Genomic DNA, 24,332 nt, shown 5'->3' with positions numbered 1-24,332 from the left:
TCGGATTCACCATGAGCATTGCGCACGAACTCAGCGATCTTTTGAATCGCCCCAACGGCCCTTCGCACGTTCCAACTAGCGATGCGACTAACAAACTGCTGAACGGCTTGATCGCAGGCGTCTTTTTCAGCGTGGTGATCCTAGTTGGGAGCGGTGACGCCTGGTTGGCCGCCAATTTCGGACTGGGCATGTTCCTCGTAATTGGCGACATATTGCGTTTTCACGACCGCAGCCTGGGCATCACCGCCGGATTCCTTGCAGGCCTCTGCGCCAGCGGTGTCATTGGCTCCTTCTTCGGCCCCGAGATCGGGAAAGTGACCGCGCTGGGAATATTGGCTGCTGTCGCGCCGGCCATTCACATCATGGATACGGAACCGGGTTGGGGAAGAGGCGGCCGCAATGTCCTGGGCGTTTGTTGGTCCATTGCAATGACCACGGTTTTTCTCCTCTGGTTCTTCGACACCTATTCGCTGCATCTGATGGGCTAGCCGACGGCATCGCTGTGCGCCGCCACACCGTCGTTTACACCAAGAAACGCCAGAGGTCGCCTGCTCGTGGTCATTCCCAATGTCGTGCCCAGCGTAGATCATTCAGGTGAATGCAGCTTCCTCGCACAGTGATGACGAAGAGGCTCTGACGCTGCATCGTTTATTTCGCGTGCAATGCAACGATGGCAATCGCTTGTGAGACATGGCAGTCATGCTCCCCTATGGCAGAGGTCTATGCCGGGTAATCATTACCAAACTGCGTATCCGACCAATAATGGTTTGATGAAGACTAACGCCAAGCCCGCCAGCCCGGATGCGGCAATCACCGGAATGACTCCCAGCTTCCAGCGGAACAGTGCCAGCAGGGCCGCGAGGCCCAGCAATGCGGCGAATGCATCGAACCGCCCGGCGAAACCTTGTGGCCAGAATGTGTGCCAGGCGAAGAACACCGCGAGATTGCATATCACGCCGACCACGGCGGCTGTAATCCCGGTCAGGGGCGCGGTAAATTTCAGATTGCCATGAGTGGACTCGACCATAGGCCCACCGGCCAGGATAAACACGAAGCTGGGCAGGAAGGTGAACCAGGTCACCACGACCGCCGCCAGGACACCCGCCAGAAACGGCTGGTTTTGTCCCAAGACCTGCTGCGTCCAGCCTGCCACAAAGCCCACGAACGTCACCACCATAATGAGTGGCCCGGGCGTCGTCTCACCTAAGGCCAGTCCGTCGATCATTTGCTGGGGCGTCAGCCACTGGTAATGTTCGACCGCTCCCTGATAGACATAGGGCAGCACCGCGTAGGCGCCCCCGAAGGTCAGAAGGGCTGCCTTGGTGAAAAACCAAGCCATTTGCGTCAGGGCGCCGTTCCAGCCATAACGGGCACATAGCACCCCAATCACGCTGCTCCAAAGCAGCAGCCCCAATCCCGCCACCTTGGCCAACCGTTCCCAGGTAAACCTCGCATGAGGTGGCACGGGGGTATCGTCATCGATCAACGCGGGACCGAAGGACCTTTTCGATGCGCCATGGCCACCGCCTACGGCGAACTTTTCAGGAGCCAGTCTGCCACCTAGGGCGCCTAGCAACCCCGCCGCCACTACGATAAGGGGAAACGGCGCATCCAAGACGAAGATGGCCAGAAAGGCCAGCCCAGCGATGCCCCACAAAACCCAGTTCTTGAGCGCCCTCATACCAATGCGGTAAGCCGCGAAAAGGACAATGGCGGTGACCGCCGGCTTGATCCCGTAAAACACCCCCGCAACCGCTGGTAGTTGGCCAAAGGCCAGATAGATCCAACCAAGGGCTATCAAGATCAACAGTGACGGCAGGACGAACAAGCCACCTGCGATGATTCCACCCCAGTTCCGATGCATGAGCCAGCCAATATACGTGGCCAGTTGCTGTGCTTCCGGACCCGGCAGCAACATGCAGTAATTCAGGGCGTGCAGGTAACGGCTCTCGGAAATCCAGCGGCGCCGTACCACCAGGTCCTGGTGCATGATCGCAATCTGACCGGCCGGGCCGCCAAAGCTGATGAAGCCGAGCTTCAGCCAATAGACAATCGATTCGCCCAGGGAGATCGAATCAGGGCGTTCAGAGCCCGACCTTGCGCGGTGCTCGGTGTCCTTCATGGTCTTATCCAAATAGGAACAGGTATCGGATCCGCAGGCGTTGATAGAAACGCCGACTAAGGTGAAATCTTCCCACGACGGCCGATGATTTTCCCCAGAAGCATGCTCAGATCTACGCCCGCCAGCCACGAGATTCCGCAATTCGGCGAATCCCGACGGAGTTGGCAGTTTATCGGCTTTACGGACGATGAAATGGCAAATCGCTCGGATACACGTCTAGGTGTCGCCCAAAGGTCATCAGTCAGCGCGCCGTGTCGCACGCTAGAGTGCAGGCGGTGATTCGGCCGATTCTCCCTTGCTGAACACCCTCAACCGCTTGGGCTGAATCAGTACCTCATCGCCCTTGTTCAGGCCATTGCCCTGAAATTCCCCACGGCTCATTTCCGCCTCCACCAGGCCGGAACCGTCGCTGCGCTCCAGTTCCAGCCGCACCACCCCGCCCAGCCGGCGCACATCCCGGATCAGCGCGCTGATGCCTTAGCCTTCCGAATCCCTGCACCGGCTGTGCGAGGAAGTCCACCTGAACCTGGCCTACCGCTGGTTCTGCCGCTTGGGATTGCAATATCCCGTTCCGGACCGCTCGACCTTTTCCAAGAACCGCCACGGTCGCTTTCGCGAGAGCGGCATCTTCCGGCACGTGTTTGAGACCGTGCTGCAGCGCTGCATGGCGGAAGGGCTGGTCAAGGGCGAAGCCTTCTCCACCGACGCCAGCATCATCTAGGCTGATGCCCTTCGGCAACGGCGGGTGTCGGGTTAAGAGATCGACTGGGGCGATCCCGAGCAGGCCGCGAGGCCGGTGTGCGAGTATCTGGCCGCCCTGGAAGAGGTCAATACGTCGGCCGATCCACTGAAGGTCTTGTCGCCCACAGATCCGGCGGCGCGCTGGACATGGGCGGCCGGCGGGGCTTCCGTTCTTTGCTTACTCAACCAATTATCTGGTCGATCTAGAGGCGGGGATCATCGTCGATGTCGAGTCCTCTTCGGTCAACACGACCGCGGAGGTGGAGGCCACGCGCAGGACGATGGTGTTGGGGTCGGCGCAATGAACCGAGTTCATCTCCCTTGATCTTCCAGGACCGCCAGACGAACACGGCTGGAAACAGGACGCCGCATCTGAATGACCGGCCCCAGAATTTCCAGTGACTTCAGTTCGCTCCCGTTAAAACTCGGGAAGTCCGGATGGATGGAGACGAGCTCGTAGTCGACGTCATTTCCGGACTGCGACAGCACGCGGTACTTGCTCAGGATAAGCCGTTCGGAACCCGGTCGCAACACGATTACCGGGTCGCTTGGCTGGATCGGCGCGTCAGGATCAATCACCAACTGATCTCCGGGACGAAATTCCGGTTGAAAGGCTTCGTCGCTCAATCCCAGTTTTAATGCAAAGAGGCGTGGCCCGGACTCCGCAAACGGTAGCGAATAGTCCATGGCGATCCATTTTCCGCTAAGGGATTGGACCGACTGATCCTTGAGATAGGCGTGCACCAAGACGCTGTCCCGCGTGGAAAACAGTGGAACCCGTCGGGTGCTCGCCATCAGGAGAGGTCGTACGTTATCAGCCAATATCGGGGGGGATTGACTGCCAAACAACAGCGCATCCAAATCGACGCCGAGTTCCTTGGCGATCATTGGCAGAAAGGTGCTTTTCCGGATTTTTCCCGATTCCAGACTTTGAATGGTTTGCTGAGCAGCGCCGACTCTGACAGCCAACTCGTCCTGGCTGAGGCCCAATCGCTCGCGATAGTGCCGCACGCGCACGCCTACCGCGCTCAAGCTATCTCCCGACGATTCAGCGGAATTGGAGGTCGTGTCTGTTGGCCTTAACCGTGCTGATTTTTTCATGATCGGCAAATGGTGAGATGCACAAAACGACCATTATAACAGTAACGCCCTCGCAGCCGCGTGTCACTTCAATTCACGCGAGTGAAGTCGCTCCCACCTTCTTGCGACGCGGGCCTTGGCACTGGACTCGAATACCTGTTTAGCGCCTGCCGCGTCCGCCTCTGCGGGCCCTGTCCAGCGCAACATAGATAGTCGTACCCTGGAAATCACGGCCGTCTAAACCGGCAATCGCCGCCCTGGCTTCGTGTCCTTCCATGTCTACGGTGGCAACGCCGCGTGCCCGGCCGGTAAACATATCCCTGCTGAGTTTCAGATCGAAAACCCGGCCGTAATGTGTGAACAACTCGTTCAGGCTGGACTCGGTTGTGGTGGGAGGCAAGCCGCGTACGAAAAGCGTCAACATGATCAATCTCCTTAGAAAAAGTGGTTGCTGCAAAGTCAGCCTTCACTGGGTCGTCATGACTCGACACACTCCAAGTCATGACGCACCGGCGTGATGGGGACCGTGCAAAATTACCACTTTAATTCCAAATTTACTAGACATAAAACCGGTTTGATAGTAAAAACTAGTTTTATAAATGTGATTACCAATGGCTGTGGCCTGGAGACCTCATGCGAGAAGCTCTGTTGTCAATCTCTGGCTGTTCCGCAGCGCTTGCTGAGCTGAGGACGGGGTGGCGGACGGATGCTGGTGCCGGATTCCTGTCTTTTCTCATGGCCCTGCCTTTATGTTTGGGCGTGGCGGTGGCCTCCGGATTCCCGCCCATGGCCGGTGTCTTGTCCGCTTTCTCTCCCACGTCGGTGGTGCACGGCATGCTGACGGCGATCGGCATCGTCGGTGTCCTGGCCACCAATCTGCTCGCGGGGGTGGTGATCGGCACCGCCGCCAAACTGATGCTCCATCTCGGCCGCGGAGTTCCGCTCAAGAATCTGCTGCAGATTTCCTATGAGATCGATCATGCAACGCCGGGCACCTGCATCATCCGGGGGCGGGGCTCGGCGATCTTCTCCAATTTCCCGGCGCTCAAGAGCACCTTGGCTGACTTGGCAGCAGGAAAGTCAGTTGCCTTCGACCTGTCCGACGCGTATTTGATCGATAACACGGTGATGGACTTCATCGATCGTTACCGCGACGACACCGTGGCAAGGGGCGGACACTACGAAATCTCCGGGATAGCCTCCCACGAACCTTACGCCGATCATGAGTTGGCGGCTCGAATCAATAAATCCAAGGTTTAGTTTTCCAGGACCAGCAATCCCGATGCCATTACTTTTTGCCTATCTGTCGGTTCTCGCGGCGCTGATGTCGGCCTTGCTGGCCTTGGCAACCCATAGTCGCGCGGGACTGCAACGCCTTTCCGACATCGGCTTGCGACGGTGGCCGAAGACCCAACCCCTGACAACACGCATTTTTTCCGAAGCCCACTACGGTGACTTCCATCGTTACGGGCTATTTGGCCTGTTGGGAATTTCAGGGCTGTTTGGGGTGTTGGCCGGTGTGACAGCGCTCATGACCAGTACGATTCTTACGGATGTTCTGCCCTTCGGCCTGCCCTGGCTGAGCTGGCATGTGCGCATTGATCCCTTGGCCGGGTTCTTCTTTTGCGTTCTCGGCCTGCCATTGATGGCCGTCAGTCTCTATGGTCCGGGCTACGTTCGCGAGTTCGAGCACGGCAAGCATTCGCTCTCGGTCCTGGGTTTATTTACCGGGATTTTCGTGGCCGGCATGGAACTGGTGCTGCTAGCCGACGATGCGCTGCTGTTCATGATCGCCTGGGAGCTGATGTCGGTGGCCAGCTATTTCCTGGTTGCCTACCAGCACGATCATGCTGCCAATCGGAGAGCGGCGTTTCTCTACCTGTTGATGGCGGAAATCGGCGCCATCGCCATCATCCTCGCCTATGGCGTGCTCGCCGGCTTCGGCGGCGGCCTGACGTTCGATCTGCTGCGCGGCGCGGCGCTGAGCCCCATGTGGGCCAGCATCGCCTTCGTGCTGGGTCTGATCGGTTTCGGCATGAAGGCCGGATTGGTTCCGCTGCATGCCTGGCTGCCGGAGGCCCACCCGGTCGCGCCGTCCCACATCTCCGCGCTGATGAGCGGCGTGATGCTGAAAATCGCCGTCTACGGCTTCATCCGTTTCAGTTTCGATCTGCTCCGCCAAATTCAGTGGCAATGGGGGGTGCTGGTGCTCATCATCGGCTCCGCCTCCGCCGTGCTCGGCATCCTCTACGCCCTGCAGCAGCCTGATCTAAAGCGGCTTTTGGCGTATTCCTCGGTGGAGAACATCGGCATCATTTTCGTGGCGCTGGGCTTGGCGATGATTTTTTTGAGCAGCGGGCAAATCCAGCTGGGCACATTGGGCCTGGTGGCCGCGCTTTTGCACGCCCTCAATCATGCCCTGTTCAAGAGTCTTCTGTTCCTTGGGGCCGGCGCCATCCTGCATCAGACTCACGAGCACAGCCTGGAGAACATGGGCGGGCTGATCCATCGCATGCCCAAGCTGGCCGCAGTGTTCCTGGTTGGAACCTTGAGCATCGCGGCTCTGCCGCCCCTGAACGGCTTCGTCTCCGAGTGGCTGATCTTTCAGACGGCGCTGCAGGGCAGTGTCATTCAAAGCGGCGTGCTGCGCAGCCTGATTCCCACCGCCAGCGCCGTGCTGGCGTTGACCTCTGCGCTGGCCGCCACCTGCTTCGTCAAGCTCTACGGCGTGGCCTTCCTGGGGCTACCGCGCTCGCATCACATCGGGCACGCCCGCGAGATTCAGCATCGTGGCATGCTGGCAGGTCCCCTGCTGCTCGCGGTGTGCTGCGGCCTGATCGGCGTATTGCCGAGCCCCCTGATCAACGGACTGGCGCCGCTGACCCGACAACTGACCAGCTTCGAACTTCCCAATGTGTCTGTCCTGGGCTGGCTGTGGCTAACGCCGGTGGCGCCGCAGGTGGCTTCCTACGCGCCGGCCTTGGTGTTGCTGGCCATCGTGGCGGTGGGTGCGTTGTGTTACTACCTGCTGTATCGGCGCACCGGTCTTGAACCGCGCCGTGCCGAACCCTGGGACTGCGGCTTCGGCGGCTTGAACTCCGCCATGCAGTACACCTCAGGCTCGTTCAGCATGCCGATCCGACGCATCTTCCAACCGGTGTTCGAAGTGCGCGAAAACATCGAGGTGCAGCAGGACGGTCCGGACAACACTCGCGTCATTGCCCTGCGTTATCAGCATCACGTGCTTGATCGAGCCTGGCTGGCGTTCTACGAACCGGCGGGGCGATTGGTGCTACGCCTGGCGCGCAACATTGGACGTCTGCAGACCGGGAACATTCGCACCTATCTTGGTTACTCGTTCTTTACCCTGATTTTCCTGCTGTGGGTGATCAACTGATGGCCTGGCTGCTGGCAATACTGCAAACCCTGTTGTTCATCTTTGCGGCTCCGCTACTGGCAGGCTGGATCAAACGTGTCAAGTGCCGGCTGCAGAACCGCAAGGCCCCGTCGCTGCTTCAGCCCTATCGTGATTTGCTCAAGCTCTACCGCAAGCAGCCGATCGTCCCGCATCCGGCCTCGTGGATCTTCCGGGCGGCGCCTTACACCGTGTTCGCCTCGACCGTGCTTGCGGCGGCCATCGTACCGCTGGTGGCGGTCGATCTGCCGACGTCGCGTATCGCCGACGTCATCGTGCTGGTGGGGTTCTTTGCCCTAGGGCGGACCTTCCAGGTTCTGGCCGGCATGGACACAGGTACCGCCTTTGGCGGCATGGGATCTTCACGGGAAATGACCATTTCCTCCCTGGCCGAACCGGCCATGTTGATGGCGATCTTCACCCTCTCCATGAGCGCCCATACCACGAATCTGGCCCAAGCCATCAACTACGTGCTGGATACCGGCCTGGTGCTGCGTCCCTCCTTTGTCTTCGCCCTGGGAGGCTTGATGCTGGTGGCCATCGCCGAGACCGGCCGCATTCCCGTCGATAACCCGGCCACCCATCTGGAGCTGACCATGATCCACGAAGCCATGATCCTGGAATACAGCGGGCGCTGGCTCGCCCTGATCGAGTGGGCCAGCCAGATCAAACTGATGCTGTACGGCGTGCTGATCGCCAACATTTTCTTTCCCTGGGGAATTGCCCAGGACTTCTCACTCAACGTCCTTGGGTACGGGATAGCCATGATTTCCCTTAAATTGGCGGTCCTCGCCGTGCTGCTGGCCTTGTCGGAATCCCTATTCGCCAAGATGCGCATCTTCCGCGTCCAGGAGTATCTGGGCTTCGCCTATCTGCTAAGCGTGCTGGGCATGTTAAGCCACATCATTCTGGAGGCGGCGCGCTGATGGCCATCACCGAACTGTCCTTGTATCAGCAGGCGATCCTGCTGCTGGCCGGTCTGATCGCCCTGACTTCGTTTCTGATGCTGGGGCAGTCGCGCTTGAGCCGTCTGGTGCTGATCTTCGCCATCCAGGGATGCCTGCTGGCGGCAGCGACCGCGTTGGCCGCCAGCGTGCTGAATTATCCACATCTTTATGTTTCGGCCGCGCTGAGTTTCTTGCTCAAGGGGCTGGTGATCCCGATTCTGCTGCAGCGCCTGATCCACCGCATGGGACTTCACCGGGTCATGGACACCATCGACCATCCGGCGCGGGTGATGATGGCGGGTACCGCACTGGTGGTGTTCAGCTACTACGTCAGCCTGCCAGTGGTCCAGCATTCCACCCTGGTGACCCTCAACGCCATTGCTGTCAGCCTGGCCGTGGTGCTGCTCGGAATGCTGCTGATGATCACCCGCCGACAGGCGGTGGCCCACGTGGTGGGTTTCATGTCCATCGAGAACGGCCTGTTCTTCGCCGCCGTCGTCGCGACCTACGGCATGCCCATGGTGGTGGAACTGGGCGTGGCCTTCGACGTGCTGGTCGCCGCCGTGGTATTCGGCGTGTTTTTCTTCCAGATTCGCTCCAGCATCGATTCCCTCAACGTGGATCAACTCAGCAAGCTGAGTGAGGTCGACCAATGATCGCCGTCTACTTGTTGCTGGCAGTACCTCTGGCAGGCACGGTACTGCTGGCCTGGCGCGGCGACCGTCCTGAAGCGGGACGGCTCAACAGCCGACTCAACGCATTGGCGTTGGCTGCATCCGTCTGGCTTGCCATCGATGTGCTCATCAACGGTCCGGAATTGTCTTTCGACCAATTGCTGTACATTGATTCCTACAACGTCTACCTGGTGGCTCTGACCGCCTTCGTGGGGCTGACCACCTCGGTGTTTTCCGGCCCCTACATGGCCCACGAGCGGGAAATCGGCCGGGTCACGGCGAAGCGTCTGCGGCTCTACTACGCCATGTACCAGGGTTTCATGCTGGCCATGTACCTGGTATTGACCACCAACAACATGGGCGTTCTGTGGGTGTCCATGGAGGGGGCCACCCTGGCCACAGTGCTGCTGGTCAGCCTGTATCGCACACCGGAGTCGGTGGAGGCGGCCTGGAAATATTTCATCCTGTGCGGTGTGGGCATCGCCCAGGCCCTGTTCGGCACGGTGCTGCTGTATTTTGCTGCCGAACAGAAACTTGGCGTGGGGGGCGACGCTCTGCTGTGGACTGTCCTGCACGATCACGCCGCCCAGCTCGACCCTGCCATCTTGAGTTTGGCCTTTGTGTTCCTGCTGGTCGGTTACGGCACCAAGATTGGCCTGGTGCCTTTGCATCAATGGCTGCCGGATGCCCACTCGGAAGGCCCCACCCCCATGTCGGCCATCCTCTCTGGGTTACTGCTCAACGACGCGCTCTACGCCGTAGTGCGCTGCAAGATGCTGGTGGACGGGTCGCTGGGTACACATCTGGCCGGCAACCTGATGATGGGATTCGGACTGCTATCCTTCCTGGTCGCGTCCCTGTTCTTGCACCGCCAGACCGACATCAAGCGGCTGTTCAGCTATTCCTCCATCGAGCACATGGGGCTGATGACCTTCGCCTTCGGGGTCGGCAGCCCTTGGGCCACCTTCGCCGCACTGTTCCACATGACCACCCATTCGCTCACCAAGTCGGCCATCTTCGTCACCGTGGGGCATGCCGCGCAACTGGCCGGCACCCAGCGCATGGACAGGATCCGTGGCCTGATCCTGACTCAGCCAGCCATCGGTTGGGGGCTGCTGGTCGGCACCGTGGCCATCGCAGGGTTTCCACCCTTCGGCGTGTTCGCCAGCGAGTTCCTGGTCCTGGTCGCCACCATGCACGACTACCCCTGGCTGACGCCGTTGCTGCTGCTGGGAATCGGCCTGGCCTTCGCGGGACTGTTCCGTCACATCCAGCCCATGGTCTACGGCGACGTGCCGGAAGGTCAGAAGCCCATCGAGGCCAATTTGACGCCGGTGATGGTGCATCTGGCGCTGGTGCTGTGGCTGGGACTGTCGATCCCCGGTTTTCTGGGTAACTGGTTTAATCAGGCGACCCATTTGATTTCGGGAGCCTGGCCGCAATGAGTTGGAGCGCTCTCAATGTCCGGGGTGGCCTTGCCAGTCTTACCGCATACTGGCGATGCGATGTGCTTGCAGGGTTATCGGTCTCTCTGATTGCGTTTCCGTTGTGCATCGGGATCGCCATGGCTTCGGGATTTCCGCCGCTAGCGGGCCTCTTGAGCGCCATCGTCGGCGGTCTTGTGGTTTCCCGCATCAACGGCGCTCAGTTGACGATCGCCGGCCCGGCCGCTGGCTTGGCGATGGTGTTGCTCACCGCCGTCGAAACGCTGGGCGGGGGCGACAAGTCGGCGGGCTATCGGCATACCCTGGCAGCCATCGTTTGTGCCGGATCCTTGCAAATTCTGCTCGGGCTGATGCGCGGCGGCCGTCTTGCGCTGTTTTTCCCCGGGGCCATCGCCCATGGCATGCTGGCATCCATCGGCTTCATGGTGATCGTCAGCCAGGTCCCTGTGCTGATCGGCGCACCCTTCGCCGCAATGACAACCTGGCAAAGCCTCTTGCAGTTGCCGGTCAGCTTCTCACATAGCGAGCCGGAGAGCGCCGCAATCGGCCTGCTGGGCCTCGCCATCCTCATCTTCTGGCCACGCTTCGAAAGGGCATCGTGGGTGTTGAGATTACCGGCTCCAATCGTGATGATGCTGGCGGGTATCGCCCTAGGCAAGGCAACCGGGCTGGACGAACGCGCCTTTTACCGAATCCCGATTGTCGCTTCAGCTGTCGCGGTACCAGTCAATTCTGCTCAGCATGTGCTCGACGTCTTGCTCTCAGGCTTGAACAACGTGACGCAAAGCCTGTCGCGGCCCGACTTTCGCAAAATTGACACACTGGTCTTCTGGGAAGTGGTTCTCAGCCTATTTCTGGTCGGGAGCCTGGAGTCCCTGTTGGCTACCGCCGCCGCAGACCGCCTTGCTCCCGGCAGACGCCGGTCGAACCTCAATCTTGAAGTCTCTGCGATAGGAATCGGCAACACGCTGACCGGATTGGCAGGTGCCATGCCCATGGTGTCCGAGATCGTCCGCAGTACCGCCAATATCGGCTACGGTGCTCGCAGCGCCTGGTCGAACTTCTTCCACGGGCTGTGCCTTTTGGCGTTTCTAACCGTCCTTCTGGCCGTTCCTGTCGACATCCCTTTGGCTTCCCTGGCGGCGCTACTGATCTACGTGGGCTACCGGCTGGTCTTGCCGGTCGTTTTCGCCGAGACCTGGGAAGTGGGCCTGGAGCAGCGGTGCCTTTTTCTATTTACCGTCGTCGCCATTCTGACGACACATCTCTTGTCCGGCGTTGCACTGGCCCTGGCGCTGAAAGTGCTGTTGCTTCGCTGGCGCGGTGCCAACGTCAGCGTGCGGTTTCGCAATCTCTTCAAGCTGGCGTTCCGCATCACCCGCCAGCCTGCGGGGAACTATCGTATCCAGATCAATGGCGCCGCTGTGTTCTCCAATATCGCCGCGCTCAAGCGCGAACTGACTGAATTGCCGGTCGGAGCGCAGATCGTCTTCGATCTCCGCTATGCCCGTTTGATCGACCATACCGTGATGGTGCTCATCGACCGGTTTCAACGGGATTGCATCTCCGCTGGTGGGCGATGCGAAATTCGCGGTCTTGATCATTTCGAGAGCCTGTCGGACCACCCGTTGGCCACCCGCCGGCGCAAACCACTGCAATGAGGGCATCGGACCATGAGTGAAACCAGCGTCGAGAAGCCGGCGGGTGCCTGCCCGGAAATTCGCGACTTAATGATTGGCAGGGTCGATCGCCTTGAAGGGCTCTATGCGGGCTTCGACCGTGCCGGTATCGAAATCAGCCCTCAGGCGCCAAGCCCCTTGCCTCCGGCCGAGGTCATCGAGATCAAGTCCAGCGACTGGGGCCGGGCAGCCGCGGCAGGACGCGAACAAAACTGGCGTTGGGCCGGTGTGTGGGCCGAGGATCGGGGCTACGACCTGATGGTGAACGCGTGTCTGGAAAATCATGGCATCTACGCCATCCTGCGGACGCATCTGGCCTGCGACCATACACAACTGCCATCGCACGCGCCTCATTATTGGGCGGCCGATCGTCCCGAGCGGCACATTCAAGATCTGCTGGGCATCTGTTTCGATGGCCACCCCGATCCGCGGCGCTGGACACGCCATCAGGCCTGGGACGAAGGCGCGTATCCGTTGCGGAAGGATTTTCCGGCGGCCGGTTCTCCAACGGATACCTCACCGCCGGATCGTGACTACCCCTTTCTCAAGGCCCAGGGCGCCAGTGTTTACGAAATTCCGGTGGGCCCCGTGCACGCAGGAATCATCGAGCCCGGCCATTTCCGCTTCCAAGCCATCGGCGAAACGGTGCTGAACCTGGAAGAGCGTCTGGGCTATGTGCACAAGGGCATCGAAAAGATCGCCGAGGGCCGCGATCCTACTGGTCTAGCACTACTGGCCGGACGCGTGTCCGGCGATAGCACGGTAGGCCATGCCTGGGCCGCCTGCATGGCGATGGAACGCGCCGCCGGGCTCGAGATTCCTGCCCGTGCTGCGCACATCCGCGCACTACTTGCGGAACGGGAGCGGGTCATCAACCACCTGTGGGATCTCGGCGCCCTGTGCAATGACGTGGGCTTTGCGTTTGGCTACTACCAGTTTGGCCGGCTACGGGAACAGTGGTTACGCGAGAACCAGAGCCACTTCGGTCATCGCTTGCTGATGGACCGTATCGTGCCAGGGGGCGTTTCCGTGGATGTGACGGCCTCGGCAGTACAAGGGATGCGGAAGTCCATCGCCGCGTTGCGTTCCGAACTGGATGAATTGCTGACCATACTCGACGCCAACTCCTCCCTCGAAGATCGTTTTCTGGGCACCGGCATTCTCCCGACGGAACTGGCTTCGGCATTGGGTGCCCTGGGATTCGTCGGCCGTGCCAGCGGCCAGACCTTCGATGTACGCAAGGATGCGCCCTATGCGCCTTACGACCGGCTGAGGGTTCGTGTTCCGACAGAAACCCAGGGCGATGTCTCGTCGCGGTTCTGGGTGCGTTACAAGGAATTGCGGATCGCTTTGAGACTGCTCGGCGAACTGCTCGACGGCCTGCCAGATGGCGAAGTGGTTGCGTCCTGGCTTTTGCCGCACGAAGGTGCCGAGGGCTTCGCGGCCGTCGAGGGCTGGCGTGGCGAAATTCTCTGCTTCGTCCGGTTTGGCGCTCATAACGTCATTCGCCGGTATTGGACCCGCGATCCCAGCGTCGTCAATTGGCCCGCGCTGGAAAAGCTGGTGCTCGGCAACATCGTCCCCGACTTTCCCGTCTGCAACAAATCGGTCAACGGCTCTTACTCAGGACATGATCTTTAGGGTGATTTCATGCTCAGACTTTACGGCAAGATCTTCAAAACCGGCGTTCTTACGGAGATTGTGCACAGGCCATCAAGGGCAACGCTGGCCCACGATGCGAGCGTCGAGCAAGCCGGGGAGGCCCTCAAGGAGATCGTGGACTGCCGCTTTCGGGGAAGTCTGGCCATCCGGCAGGTTGATGCGGGGTCTTGCAACGGCTGCGAACTGGAAATCCATGCCCTTAACAACGTCTACTACGACGTTGAGCGATACGGCGTGCATTTCGTCGCTAGCCCGCGCCATGCCGACATCCTGATGGTGACCGGCCCCGTCTCGCGGCATATGCAGGCGGCGTTGCAGCGGACTTATGAAGCGACGCCCAATCCCAAATGGGTGATTGCCGTCGGTGACTGTGGCGTTTGCGGCGGCGAGTTCGGATTGTCCTACGCTAGTTGTGGCGCTGTATCCAACGTCATCCCCGTGGATCTCGCCATTCCCGGCTGCCCACCCACGCCACTGGCCTTGCTGCAGGGTTTGTTGTCTTTATGCGGCCGCTTTTGACGTCATGTTTGCGCCGGTCCTCGCCATGGTCGATTTTGCCGATGCGACATCCAAAAGGCTGCAGATCGAACGGCAGGCTCGGCAGGCGGCCTGTGCCCTGGAAGCGCGACGGCGGCGCTGGATCAATTTGGATTTTAGCGGTGTATCTGGCGTGAGTTGGGAATTCGCTCAGGCGTTCCTGCGTGACGTCGAACAGAATCTCCCGACGATCTGGCTGGTGCCCAAGAACTACGACCAGCACTGCGCAAATCTGACACGACCGTTGAAGACACGGTTGAGGCGTTTGCGGGAACAAGAATGGATCGATGGCTGCGAACGTTATTCGACGGGGATCGATCCACGCATCAAAGACAGTGATTTTCGGCGCTGATTCCAATAGGGCATCTTGCAAGACGTGGTTATCCGGTGGGAATCGCCCTCTGGAAGTCGAGAGATGGCCTCGTATCCCGTGCCGGCGACAGCGCCAGAATCGGCGCAGTGGCTGGAGCAGCTTTATCAGCCACGTTGTCCGCGTTGTGACGGCGAAGGTTGTTAACGCTGGGGCCATCAGGCAGGACTGCAACGGTTTCGTTGTCATACCTGCGGTCGAACGTTCACCGCGACGTCGGGTACACCCTTGGCCCGTCTGCGCCTGAAATCGCGGTGGCTGAGCTTCACCTTGCCCTAAGCTCCTACTTCTATCACTGCTCGCGGCTACAAGCGCCTGACAAATATGCCGATGTCCGATCAGTTCTCGCAGAAGCATTCCACAGCAATCACCAGTGCTATGGGTACCGGCGTATGCGTGCAGCGCTTGGCCGCCGCCAACTGCACACCTCTGAAAAGGTTGTGCAACGCCTGATGAAGCAGGAGTGCTTGATCGTTGCCGCGCATAAAAGACGTCGGTACGGGTCGTACCGGGGAAATCAGCCCCGCGCCAGAGAACCTCATCAATCGGGACTTAAGGGCGGAGGCCCCCAACGAGCAGTGGCTGACTGACATCACGGAGTTTCAGATTCCTGCAGGAAAAGTCTATCTATCGCCGATGATCGATTGCTTCGATGGGCTAGTGGTTAGTTGGACCCTAGGCACCCGTCCAGACTCGGAGTTGGTGAACACGCTGCTGGATGCTGCTATTGATACGGTAACCGACTGCGAACTCCGGCCCGTCGTTCATTCTGACAGAGGAGGCCATTACGGTTGGCCAGGGTGGCTCAAGCGAATGAGCAATGCCAAAATCACCCGATCAATGTCGCGCAAAGGTTGCTCCCCGGATAATGCAGCCTGTGAAGGATTCTTTGGCAGGCTGAAAACGGAACTCTTTTCCCTAGGAACTGGCAGGACACACCAATCGACCAATTCATCGCAACGGTTGACGCCTGCATCCGCTGGTATAACGAAAAACGGATCAAGGTCTCCCTCGGATCGCTCAGCCCTCCGGAGTACCGGGCGAGCCTTGGGATTGCGGTATAAACCAGTCCAAGTATTGCGCCGCACCCCCAGTGGCTCAATTTTCAGTCGGCGTTGACGGCGGAGGCCAGAATCCGGCGAATTGGCGCGGCGTTCAGGAAAGCCGCGCGCAGGGCATCCGCCCCGGCATCTTCGCTATCCGGCAGGGAGGCCGCCAGTTTCCGGACGATGCCCGCGGCCTTCCCCCTGCAGTTTTCGGCCGCCGCCGCGTTCCCGGCCTGCCGGTGGAGGGATTCCGCCCATTTATGGATTCGCCAGGCGGCCAACGGCACTTCCCCGCCTTCGACAATGCGCAGGGCCTCGGCCATCCGGGCATGGGCCTCCTCCGGGTCTTCCCTGGCCCATGCGATCCGGCCGAGCAGGCCTTGCCCCAATGCCCAATAAGTCCGCTCCGGCGGCCGCGCGGCGAGTTCGCACAGGCGCCCGGCATGGTGACGCGCCTGAACCGGATCCCCTTGGGCCAGCCAGTATTCGGCAAACGCCTGATGAAACGGCAAATGGAAAAACCAGTCTATCAGCAGGCCCTCGTCTTCCACCTGGCGCCGCACGGCGGCGAGGTGCTCCATGGCCCGCGGATAATCCGTCAACCCGAGCGCGATCTTGGCCGAGACGATATGGAACAGAGTGGTACTGGTGACGTCGGGGGGCGAGTCCAGCAAGGGGGCGGCTGCTTCGACCAACGCTTGCGCCCCTGAGAAATCCAGTGCCTCGCTGTGCAACAGGGCCTTCAGGATGAGAAAGTTACGCATCCCGGTGGGCGACCCGTTCCGTTCCGCCACCTGCAGGCTCCCGGCCAGCAGGCCGGCGGCGCGGCCCCATTCACCCAGATGCAGCAGTGACCAGATCTGGAAATAGCGGATCAGCATGACCAGGTAACCGTCCCCCAAGCGTTCGGCGAGCTGGACACCTTCATCGGCCGTGGCGCTGGCCTCCCGGTAGTGCGAGTGGTAGGTTTCCAGCATGGTGTGGAAGGACAGGCGGGTGTTGAGCAGCGGAGGGTTGCCGAGGCGGCGTACAGCGGCCAGCGCATTCCGGCAGATCTCGGCATGCGCGTCCTGCCAGCCGACCAGATAGAAGCTCCAGCCGGCGTGGGTGGCGTCGGCCAGCGTCTTCATCACCGGGTCATCGAGCGTCCGGCTGCGCTCGACCGCCTCCGCCGCCAGCGCCAGGGCGCGCCGCCGGTCGATCCAGAAATAAACCCGGCTCAGGTCGATCAGCGCCCCGACCTCCCTGGCCGGATACCGGCAGGCCCGCGCGCAGGCCAGCATCGCCGCGAGATCGTCGATGGCGCCGCGCATGTCGTTCATCGCGCGCCGCACTGCGGCCCGCTGCTGCAGCAGGTCGAGGCGCGGATCGACCAAATCCGATTCCGGCAGTTGCTCGATCAGCTCCAATGCCCGGGTCAGGCAGGCAATCGCCTCGGGGTTGGCATAGCGCCGCGCGGCATTGTCGGCGGCGAGCCGGAGATAGGAGAGGGCCTTGGCGCAGTCCCGGCTCGCCTCGAAATGGAGGGCCAGTTCGGCCGCGAGCAGAGCCCGACGGTGATCCAGCGACGTTTCCAGCGCCTCGCCGGCGCGCTGGTGCAGATGCCGGCGCCGGGCGAGGGGAATCCGGTGGTAGAGGACATCGCGATACAGGGCGTGACTGAAGGCATAGCGTCCCGCAGCGCGGCGCTCGGGCGAGTGGGGCGCATCCGCCGGTCGCAGGAACCGGCCCAGCCGTGCCAGGGCGGTGCAGCATTCCTCGATCGACAGGAGCTCCTCCTGGCAGACCGCCGCCACGGTTTCAGCATTGAAGGTGGCGCCGAACACACAGCCAGCCTCCAGCACCTGCCGTTCGGCCGGCGCGAGCCGCTCCAGCCGCTGCTCCAGAAACTGGCGCAAGCTCTCGGGAACCAGACCGTCGAGTTGGCCCGGACTGTTCAACAACCAGCCCTGGTTCAGGCCTTCCTCCACCACGTTGACCAGGAATAAAGGTTGTCCATCGGTCCGCTGATAGAGGGCTTGCGGCAGACGTTCCGGCCAGGTCTGGCCGGGGAGCCGGCGCTGCAAATAAGCCCCGATGTCCGCTTCGCACAAAAGTTCCAGCGCTATTTCGGCGCACAGGCGGTGCACTCGCAGTTCGTGCCGCAAGGCTTTGAGCGGATGGTCATGCAGGACTAGCTCGATCGGGCGGTAGGTGCCGAGCACGAGAAGAGGTGCGGCCTGGTCACGGCGCGCGAGAAGTGCCAGCAACTCTATGGACGCCGCATCGCTCCAGTGCAGGTCCTCCAGGATCAGCAGCAGTGGATTCTCCACGCTCCATGTTTCCAGGAACTCCACGCCTTCCCGCAGCATGCGCTCCCGCGTGGCCCCAAGGGTCATGCGCTGCAGGTCGGCCCGCGCGGCCTCAGTGAGGAGCCAGGGCATCTGGATCAGCCAGGTGGGGGCATACCGCCGCAAATGTGCCACGGCCTGTTCGTTCTCCCGGCAAAGCAGCCCTACAGCTTCGAGCAGCGGCCGATAGGCTTCGGTCTCTCCCAACTGCTCGACGCACTGGCCACGCGCGATCATCGCCGCTCCGGCGGGCAGGCTCTCCGCGAAGGCATTAACCAGTGCGGTTTTGCCGAGCCCCGGCTCGCCGGTCACGAACACTAGCTGCCGCTCGCCTTGGGCCGCGCGCGCCCAGTGCCGATACAGCGCCTGAAGCGGCACTTCCCGCCCGACCAGGCCGCCATCGCCTTTCTGCATTTCCTCCGTCGGCATCCACTCGGGGGCCGAACGCTTGAAGGGGGCTACCGCTGCGATGAACCGATACCCCCGCCGGGCGGCCGTCTCAATGAAACGCGGCGCCTTCGCATCATCCCCGAGCACCCCGCGCAGTTCGCCAATATAGCCCCGCAACAGCCCATCGCTTACATAAGGCTGATGCCAGACCGCCTGGAGCAACTCTTCCTGGGTGACCAGGCGCTGCGGGTGTTCTGCCAGATACCGCAACACGGCCAGCGCCTTCGGCCGCAGCGATATTGGCTGTTCGCCGCACCAAAGCCGCTCGTTCAGCAGATCCAGTCGAAACGGGGGAAATATCAGGTCGCGCTCGCGTTCCATGGCCTTCATCATGCCGAAAATGGCCTTGATTGCTGGGATTCTACGCAAATTGAACGGAAATTCCACGGTACGTTGACTGCATTCGAATTGCGCTGTTGCTAGCCTGTTCGCGTGCAAGATGCACTCGGTCAACAACCGGACTGCCGTAATCCTTCAAATGGAAGTTGCGAAAGTTGAAGGTTAGCAATGGCAGTCCCATGAGCCGCGCCCCAGGCGCGAAAGGAGAACGTCATGAAAAACTGCAACACACCCGCGAGTCGGCCCCTGCCTCGCATCCTGCCCGCCGCCTTCGCCGCCGCAATGGCCGGCTCGGTCTTGCTGCCGCAGTCGAGCCTCGCCGACCCTGATTTCGTCGAGACGAACGCGGTTCCCTGGCTCCTGGTCCGGATCGTCGGCGCCCAGGACGATACGGCCGGCGGCAGCAAGCTGACGCCGACCACCTTCATTCAGCGGATCAACACTTCCGGCGGAGTTGCGCCCTCGACCGGCTGAGCTGTTGTCACGGACGTCGGCAAGAAGGCACTGGTGCCTTACACGGCGGACCACGTCTTCTACACACCTGTCGAGTAGGGCGGCTCTCAAACACTGCCCCGTGGATGGAAATGGTTAATGTCGGAAGATTGATGAAGTGCCTCCGCCGGGAACTGCTCAGGCCGGATGATCTGGCCAATTATGGGAACGTCTTTGGCCAGAAATTGGCGAAGACGTGCTTCACCGCGTTTTCTGGGGTTTTGGCGTACACCCCACAATGGATACTCAACCACGAGTACAGAGGAGATATGAAAATGGCAAAAATTTTCCATGCTTACCTACTATGCGGCGCACTTGCGGCGCCCTTTCTTGGTCCGTCAAACGCGCATGCTGCTAGCATCGTCAATCACTTTGGGTGGTGCCTCGACGATCAATCCGGTTCCACCCAGGATCGTAACCCGATCGTGGCCCGCCAGTGCTTCGGTCTCTTTGAACAGCAGTGGCGGTTGGCCGGGTCGTCGATAATGGGCATTGGAACTGGCGAAACCGGGGACCCCGGACAGCCGAGCCACAGTAAGTGCCTCACCATTTTTTCGGGGGCAGAGGGAACACCAGTCTTGTTGGTGGAATGCCAAAGGGTTTTGCAAATCCGTAGACTCCAGAATTGGAATTACTCCGGCGGCCAGATCCACAGCACGTTGAACGGCCTGTGTCTCACCCACAACGGAATCTCGGACACGCAGGTGACGCTCCAAACCTGCGATTCTGGCAATCCAGGCCAGTTTTGGGCAATCCGATCCTGAGCATCGCTCTTTGAAAAGGAGACTAAAATGACCACCTATTTTCATAATCTGCCCCGCAGCTTTCTGGTGATGGCTCTTGTCATGGCGCTTGGGTTTTCAAGCGCTCATGCCGCTGCGTTGGTGAATGGCAATCACTTCATCAGTTCCCGGAATTTCCCATCGGCATATGTCTGTCTCAGTGCGGATAACTCATCCAACGGCACGGTAGTATTTGGCCGTCCCTGTCTCCCTAACTTTAGCCAGGCGTGGAATTGGGACGTCTTTGAAATCCAGGGACTCGGCACGTCCACGGGGGACGACGGGGTGCACCGGAAGTGCCTCGATGTTAGGGGGGGCGGAACAGCGGACGGAACGCCAGTCCAAATCTTCGAATGCAACGGGACGGGCGCACAGCAGTGGATTTACACAGGTACTGGCACGATTTTCAATCTGCGCAGCGGCAAATGCCTCGATCTCAAAACCGTCAACCGCTTCGGGTTCAATGAGTTTCAGGCGGTGATCAAAACCTGCAACACCGTCCAGAATTGGGTCGTCCAGTAAGGCCCAGCCGCAGTCCGCTTCCGCAGGCCCAGATGGACAAGGAGATTGGCCCGTGGATCGGCATAACGCCAGTTCGGTCGGGTAAACACGTCGCGGCGGCGAAGAGCGATTGCCAGCTGATCGAGCACGCAGAACGTGTAAGCTCGGATATCTAGCTATCGTCTTGCGCACGCCGTAGCGCTGCCAAGCCTTGCCGATGACCTCCCGCGGGGCATCGTTGGCGGGCTTGCGGCGCTGGCGGTTGGCCAAAGTACTTGCCAAGCGCGATCTGGAGTTGGGTGAGTTGATTGAGTTGACCCATCATAGCCGCTAGTCCCGGTTATGTTGATAGGCCTATTTTACCGCCCTAAACCAAGCAAATTGGGGTTTTTCGACACAATCGGCCATCTTCGGTCATTCATAGAAGCATCGAAAGTGCCACTTGAATGGCGGCTTGACCTCGGTAGCTGTCGCGCAATTGCCCATTCTCCTGATCGGATAGTTGACCTCCTCCGAAGATCCTTTGCCGACACGTTGCGTTTATCATGGATCGTGTTCTTTCAAAACGAGCGAAAAAGCACGGAAACGTAGTTCAACGTTTATATATTGCTTTTGAAGGGGCCATCGAACGCTCTTTCCAACCCGATTGCGGTGCGGTCAGCCTGGTTTATTGAAGTCTCATTTTCGGCGTTCGAACACGTACGATGGCCTTGCGTAATTCTTCCGCGGCGATGAAAAGCCAAGGACACGCTAATATCGGTAGCCATTGATCCGCGCGAAGCGGCGCGTGACCCAGTATGCGTGCTATCGGAGGTACGTAGACAAACGCTAGCAGCGTCAGCGCCTCAATGACGACAGCGACGACGAGCATTCGATTGGTAAATGGGCCTATCACGAAGAGCGATGCCGGATTCGAGCGGCACTCGAACGCGTTGGCCATTTGCACCGTTACAATGACTGAAAATACCATCGTCGAGAGCACCGCTTTGTCCGTACCCATAATTGGAAGAGGGTGGACCGGCCAGCCAAAATACAGCCACGCTCCGAGCGGGAGCATGGCAATTGCCAGAAATGCCTCAACCGGACCGAGACATCCAAATGCCCGCCCGAAGACGTTGATGCTTAGCAGCTTCGCACTCCGTGCCCTCGGATTACGATGCATCACCCCAGCAGCGGGCCTCTCCGCGCCAAGCGCAAGGGCTGGGAGCAAGTCTGTGCCAATGTCGAGCGCAAGCACCTGAAGTACCGAAAGCATTAACGGGATTTCACCGGCCGACATCGCCCAAACCACAAAAGGGGTGAGTTCGGCCACGTTGTCTGTCAGGTGATAGGTCAAGAAGCGTATGATGTTGTCGAACGCCGCTCGCCCTTCTTCCACGGCCTCGACGATGTGGGCGAAATTATCATCCAGCAGCACGAGATCCGCCGCTTCGCGCGCTACATCGGTTCCGCCCTTGCCCATGGCGATGCCGATGTCGGCCTGGCGAAGTGCGGGCGCATCATTCACGCCATCTCCGGTCATGGCAACGACTTCGCCCAGGCCCTGCAACGCTCTGGCAATCCTCAATTTGTCTTCTGGTGCTATGCGGGCAAGCACCGGTGTATTTGTCATCAGCAGTTGGCCTAGGGTGTCATCGTCTTCGGGAAGTTCGGCGCCGAGCATGACCGATTCCGCTGCGATTCCCGCCTCACGGGCAACCGACAAGGCCGTTGCCGGATGGTCCCCAGTAATCATGACGATCCGAATACCGGCCATTCTCGCTTGGGCGATAGCGGCGGGGACTTCAGGACGGACAGGGTCCGCCATCCCTACGAGCCCCAGAAACTCCATTTCAACTTCGGCCGCTCGTGCAGTTTCGGGCATTTGGTTGGCAAATTCGCGACGAGCGAAGGCCAGTACCCGCAGACCTTTCGCGGCGAGTGTATCGACTTGCGCCGAAACGTGCCGTTGTTCATCGCTTCCGAACGGCAACACAGATTCGTTCACCCGGATGCTTTTGCAAAGCGGCATTATGGCCTCCGGTGAGCCTTTCGCAAGAACCTCATAGGCGCCATTGGGCCGGTGATGAACGGTGCTCATCCGCTGCCGTGCCGACTCAAATGGAAACTCACGGACTCGCGGCGCATAGCGCGCAGCATCCCGACGCTCGACCCCGCCCTTGCGCGCCAGTGCCAGCAGGGCCCCTTCCGTTGGGTCTCCCAGACAGCGCCAGCGCCCGTCGCGTTGCTCAACCTGCGCATCGCCGCAAAGGGCCGCCGCCTGGAGTATTAACTGGATGTCGGATCGCTCCGATTCGGAAAGCGGTCGCCCCGTCCTCGTGAGAATAGTTCCGCCAGGCTCGTATCCTGAACCGGTCGCCCGGTATTGTTTCTCGGGCAGCACAATATCTCGCGCGGTCATTTCATTCCGCGTCACCGTTCCGGTCTTATCGGTACATATCACCGTTGTAGCCCCCAGCGTCTCGACGGATTCGAGCCGACGGACCAAAGCACCTCGCTTCGCCATCCGCGTAGCGCTCATCGCAAGGGATAAGGACAGGGTCGGCAAAAGTCCCTCAGGTACGAGGGCGACTATGACGCCAATCGAGAACAAGACACCGTCATGAACCGGAGTTCCGAGTGAAAGTGCGATTCCAAAGAACACCACGCCGGTCGCGAGCGCAAATAGCGCGATGACACGGACGGTTTGGTTGAGTTGGTTTCGAAGTGGGGTCGGTCGCGCAACTATGCGTCCAGTCAGTGCCGATATTCCGCCAAGGCGCGTTTGGCTTCCCGAGGCAGCGACGACTGTTGTGGCTGAACCAGATGACACGAATGTTCCTGCGAAAACGACGTTCGGCGCTTCGAATGGATCGTCGACAGGGCCAGCATAGGCGTCGGATGTCCGCATTACCGGTTCCGACTCACCCGTCAGCGTCGACATATCAACTCTGAGTTCCGATGAACGAATCACTCTGGCATCAGCTGAAATCCGATCACCTTCCTTCAGCAGGACGATGTCCCCAGGTACCAACTCCGCCGAGGGGATCGCGAGCTTGCGTCCCGAGCGGCGGACCACCGTCGATTCCGGAAGCAGTGCTGCGAGTGCTCTCGTGGCCCGTTCCGCCCGATACTCTTGCACGAAGCTGAACACGCCATTGACGACGATGACGAGAATGATCGCAACGCCCAGTTGCGGCATCTCACCAGCGAACGCCAGGAATGCTGCCCCCCAGAGCATCAACGCAAAAAAGTGGATCATTTGATTCAGGAGTTGTCGCAGCGAGCTAGGGCCACGGGGCCGCGGCAACTCGTTGCGCCCGAAGGTGCGCAGCCGGGCTTGGGCTTGCTCCACGGAAAGCCCCTCTCGTGTCGAACGCAGGTGCGCTAGGGCCTCGTTTGGAGTGAGGGCGATGGTTTGGAAAAGTGTGCCAGTTCCCACCGAACCCTCATCGTGCATGGGCTTGTCTCTCAATCACTGGGACTAAAACGTGGTGAGATTCTCTCACGGTTTAACTGTAGAAGTCGCGACCTGATCTGACAGTTACCCGTTTTGGGTGCGCTGGGTTGTCAGATCAGATTCAACTGACCGACTTTCTGGTTCCACACCTCCTTTCCAGCGTGAAGCGTTTGTAGGGGAGTGCGACCGCAACACATCTTACCCTGATGGGTTCGCTCCTGGTTATAGTGCTCGATCCAGGCATCCAGGTCGGCCTGCAGTTCGTCCACGGAGAGATAAAG

General features: G+C 60.1%; 20 protein-coding genes and 3 pseudogenes. 16 read left to right on the top strand and 7 right to left on the bottom strand.

Annotation, left to right across the window (positions count from 1 at the left end; all coding sequences use genetic code 11):
• A partial coding sequence (locus EK23_RS20035; RefSeq protein WP_235282229.1) for a hypothetical protein occupies positions 1–488 on the top strand: 488 nt, incomplete at its 5' end.
• Between the two features lie 248 nt (positions 489–736).
• Here the strand turns inward: EK23_RS20035 and chrA are convergent.
• Both chrA and EK23_RS20025 read right to left on the bottom strand, forming a co-directional pair.
• On the bottom strand, positions 737–2,122 hold the full coding sequence (gene chrA / locus EK23_RS20030) for a chromate efflux transporter (protein ID WP_045227180.1): 1,386 nt from the start codon (positions 2,120–2,122) through the stop codon (positions 737–739).
• 261 nt (positions 2,123–2,383) lie between these two features.
• A complete protein-coding gene (locus EK23_RS20025) occupies positions 2,384–2,587 on the bottom strand; it encodes a TOBE-like domain-containing protein (protein WP_327037077.1) in 204 nt (67 codons plus the stop codon).
• A gap of 25 nt (positions 2,588–2,612) precedes the next feature.
• Between EK23_RS20025 and EK23_RS24895 the strand changes: the two are divergent.
• A pseudogene (locus EK23_RS24895) lies at positions 2,613–2,756 on the top strand (transposase); the annotation flags it as partial.
• 419 nt (positions 2,757–3,175) lie between these two features.
• Here EK23_RS24895 and EK23_RS22180 read toward each other — a convergent pair.
• Positions 3,176–3,895 carry an XRE family transcriptional regulator gene (locus tag EK23_RS22180; protein ID WP_158002558.1) on the bottom strand — a complete coding sequence of 240 codons (720 nt, stop codon included), beginning with the start codon at positions 3,893–3,895 and terminating at the stop codon, positions 3,176–3,178.
• Between the two features lie 208 nt (positions 3,896–4,103).
• Positions 4,104–4,367: an RNA recognition motif domain-containing protein gene (locus EK23_RS20010; protein ID WP_045227178.1), complete on the bottom strand. Its 264-nt coding sequence runs from the start codon at positions 4,365–4,367 to the stop codon at positions 4,104–4,106.
• A gap of 410 nt (positions 4,368–4,777) precedes the next feature.
• Between EK23_RS20010 and EK23_RS20005 the strand changes: the two genes are divergently transcribed.
• The 11 genes and pseudogenes from EK23_RS20005 to EK23_RS22825 all read left to right on the top strand — a co-directional run.
• Positions 4,778–5,203: a SulP family inorganic anion transporter gene (locus EK23_RS20005; protein WP_145998760.1), complete on the top strand. Its 426-nt coding sequence runs from the start codon at positions 4,778–4,780 to the stop codon at positions 5,201–5,203.
• A 22-nt stretch (positions 5,204–5,225) separates the two neighbouring features.
• Positions 5,226–7,340: a hydrogenase 4 subunit B gene (gene hyfB / locus EK23_RS20000; RefSeq protein ID WP_082054371.1), complete on the top strand. Its 2,115-nt coding sequence runs from the start codon at positions 5,226–5,228 to the stop codon at positions 7,338–7,340.
• Complete coding sequence (locus tag EK23_RS19995) at positions 7,340–8,284, top strand: respiratory chain complex I subunit 1 family protein (RefSeq protein ID WP_045227175.1); 945 nt, start codon at positions 7,340–7,342, stop codon at positions 8,282–8,284. Before hyfB ends, EK23_RS19995 begins: the two co-directional genes overlap by 1 nt.
• Entirely contained in the window at positions 8,284–8,961 is a 678-nt protein-coding gene (locus EK23_RS19990; RefSeq protein ID WP_045227174.1) for a formate hydrogenlyase, read from the top strand. Before EK23_RS19995 ends, EK23_RS19990 begins: the two co-directional genes overlap by 1 nt.
• Complete coding sequence (locus tag EK23_RS19985) at positions 8,958–10,424, top strand: hydrogenase 4 subunit F (protein ID WP_045227173.1); 1,467 nt, start codon at positions 8,958–8,960, stop codon at positions 10,422–10,424. The genes EK23_RS19990 and EK23_RS19985 overlap by 4 nt, the downstream gene beginning before the upstream one ends.
• Positions 10,421–12,085, top strand: a complete 1,665-nt coding sequence (locus tag EK23_RS19980; protein WP_045227172.1) for a SulP family inorganic anion transporter — start codon at positions 10,421–10,423, stop codon at positions 12,083–12,085. The genes EK23_RS19985 and EK23_RS19980 overlap by 4 nt, the downstream gene beginning before the upstream one ends.
• Before the next feature lie 12 nt (positions 12,086–12,097).
• Positions 12,098–13,744 (top strand): hydrogenase large subunit, encoded by a 1,647-nt coding sequence (locus tag EK23_RS19975; protein WP_235282227.1) that lies wholly within the window; start codon positions 12,098–12,100, stop codon positions 13,742–13,744.
• 9 nt (positions 13,745–13,753) lie between these two features.
• Positions 13,754–14,284 carry an NADH-quinone oxidoreductase subunit B family protein gene (locus EK23_RS19970; protein ID WP_045227171.1) on the top strand — a complete coding sequence of 177 codons (531 nt, stop codon included), beginning with the start codon at positions 13,754–13,756 and terminating at the stop codon, positions 14,282–14,284.
• Positions 14,285–14,288: 4 nt separating this feature from the next.
• A complete protein-coding gene (locus EK23_RS22175) occupies positions 14,289–14,654 on the top strand; it encodes a hypothetical protein (protein WP_052808389.1) in 366 nt (121 codons plus the stop codon).
• A gap of 168 nt (positions 14,655–14,822) precedes the next feature.
• A pseudogene (locus EK23_RS24345) lies at positions 14,823–14,951 on the top strand (IS1/IS1595 family N-terminal zinc-binding domain-containing protein); the annotation flags it as partial.
• Positions 14,915–15,736: pseudogene (locus tag EK23_RS22825) on the top strand (IS3 family transposase); the annotation flags it as partial. The pseudogenes EK23_RS24345 and EK23_RS22825, both read left to right, overlap by 37 nt.
• Positions 15,737–15,777: 41 nt before the next feature.
• Here the strand turns inward: EK23_RS22825 and EK23_RS19960 are convergent.
• Positions 15,778–18,867 carry an AAA family ATPase gene (locus EK23_RS19960; RefSeq protein WP_145998759.1) on the bottom strand — a complete coding sequence of 1,030 codons (3,090 nt, stop codon included), beginning with the start codon at positions 18,865–18,867 and terminating at the stop codon, positions 15,778–15,780.
• A 183-nt stretch (positions 18,868–19,050) separates the two neighbouring features.
• On the opposite strand from EK23_RS19960, the gene EK23_RS19955 reads away from it, so the two are divergent.
• From EK23_RS19955 to EK23_RS19945, 3 genes are all read left to right on the top strand, one after another.
• Positions 19,051–19,311 carry a DUF3455 domain-containing protein gene (locus tag EK23_RS19955; RefSeq protein WP_045227169.1) on the top strand — a complete coding sequence of 87 codons (261 nt, stop codon included), beginning with the start codon at positions 19,051–19,053 and terminating at the stop codon, positions 19,309–19,311.
• A 131-nt stretch (positions 19,312–19,442) separates the two neighbouring features.
• Positions 19,443–20,093 (top strand): RICIN domain-containing protein, encoded by a 651-nt coding sequence (locus EK23_RS19950; protein ID WP_045227168.1) that lies wholly within the window; start codon positions 19,443–19,445, stop codon positions 20,091–20,093.
• Positions 20,094–20,120: 27 nt separating this feature from the next.
• Positions 20,121–20,633: a ricin-type beta-trefoil lectin domain protein gene (locus EK23_RS19945; protein ID WP_045227167.1), complete on the top strand. Its 513-nt coding sequence runs from the start codon at positions 20,121–20,123 to the stop codon at positions 20,631–20,633.
• 646 nt (positions 20,634–21,279) lie between these two features.
• On the opposite strand, the gene EK23_RS19940 is transcribed toward EK23_RS19945, so the two are convergent.
• Together EK23_RS19940 and EK23_RS23075 are read right to left on the bottom strand one after the other, a co-directional pair.
• Positions 21,280–24,051 (bottom strand): cation-translocating P-type ATPase, encoded by a 2,772-nt coding sequence (locus EK23_RS19940; protein WP_052808388.1) that lies wholly within the window; start codon positions 24,049–24,051, stop codon positions 21,280–21,282.
• 110 nt (positions 24,052–24,161) lie between these two features.
• The coding region (locus EK23_RS23075; RefSeq protein ID WP_145998758.1) for an integrase core domain-containing protein at positions 24,162–24,332 on the bottom strand (171 nt) is incomplete at its 5' end.

This window comes from Methyloterricola oryzae (assembly GCF_000934725.1).
GTDB classification, from domain to species: domain Bacteria; phylum Pseudomonadota; class Gammaproteobacteria; order Methylococcales; family Methylococcaceae; genus Methyloterricola; species Methyloterricola oryzae.
The sequence above is the reverse complement of the archived record's forward strand: the minus strand, read 5'-3'. Positions and strand labels throughout refer to the sequence as shown.

Bases quoted from the DNA above. Each gene is read 5' to 3' on its own strand.
- EK23_RS20010 (WP_045227178.1), bottom strand. From the start codon at position 4,367: ATGTTGACGCTTTTCGTACGCGGCTTGCCTCCCACCACAACCGAGTCC.
- chrA (WP_045227180.1), bottom strand. From the start codon at position 2,122: ATGAAGGACACCGAGCACCGCGCAAGGTCGGGCTCTGAACGCCCTGAT.
- EK23_RS19945 (WP_045227167.1), top strand. From the start codon at position 20,121: ATGACCACCTATTTTCATAATCTGCCCCGCAGCTTTCTGGTGATGGCT.
- EK23_RS20005 (WP_145998760.1), top strand. From the start codon at position 4,778: ATGCTGACGGCGATCGGCATCGTCGGTGTCCTGGCCACCAATCTGCTC.
- EK23_RS19940 (WP_052808388.1), bottom strand. From the start codon at position 24,051: ATGCACGATGAGGGTTCGGTGGGAACTGGCACACTTTTCCAAACCATC.
- EK23_RS19955 (WP_045227169.1), top strand. From the start codon at position 19,051: ATGAAAAACTGCAACACACCCGCGAGTCGGCCCCTGCCTCGCATCCTG.
- EK23_RS19950 (WP_045227168.1), top strand. From the start codon at position 19,443: ATGAAGTGCCTCCGCCGGGAACTGCTCAGGCCGGATGATCTGGCCAAT.
- hyfB (WP_082054371.1), top strand. From the start codon at position 5,226: ATGCCATTACTTTTTGCCTATCTGTCGGTTCTCGCGGCGCTGATGTCG.
- EK23_RS19980 (WP_045227172.1), top strand. From the start codon at position 10,421: ATGAGTTGGAGCGCTCTCAATGTCCGGGGTGGCCTTGCCAGTCTTACC.
- EK23_RS19975 (WP_235282227.1), top strand. From the start codon at position 12,098: ATGAGTGAAACCAGCGTCGAGAAGCCGGCGGGTGCCTGCCCGGAAATT.
- EK23_RS19995 (WP_045227175.1), top strand. From the start codon at position 7,340: ATGGCCTGGCTGCTGGCAATACTGCAAACCCTGTTGTTCATCTTTGCG.
- EK23_RS19985 (WP_045227173.1), top strand. From the start codon at position 8,958: ATGATCGCCGTCTACTTGTTGCTGGCAGTACCTCTGGCAGGCACGGTA.
- EK23_RS22175 (WP_052808389.1), top strand. From the start codon at position 14,289: ATGTTTGCGCCGGTCCTCGCCATGGTCGATTTTGCCGATGCGACATCC.
- EK23_RS19970 (WP_045227171.1), top strand. From the start codon at position 13,754: ATGCTCAGACTTTACGGCAAGATCTTCAAAACCGGCGTTCTTACGGAG.
- EK23_RS19990 (WP_045227174.1), top strand. From the start codon at position 8,284: ATGGCCATCACCGAACTGTCCTTGTATCAGCAGGCGATCCTGCTGCTG.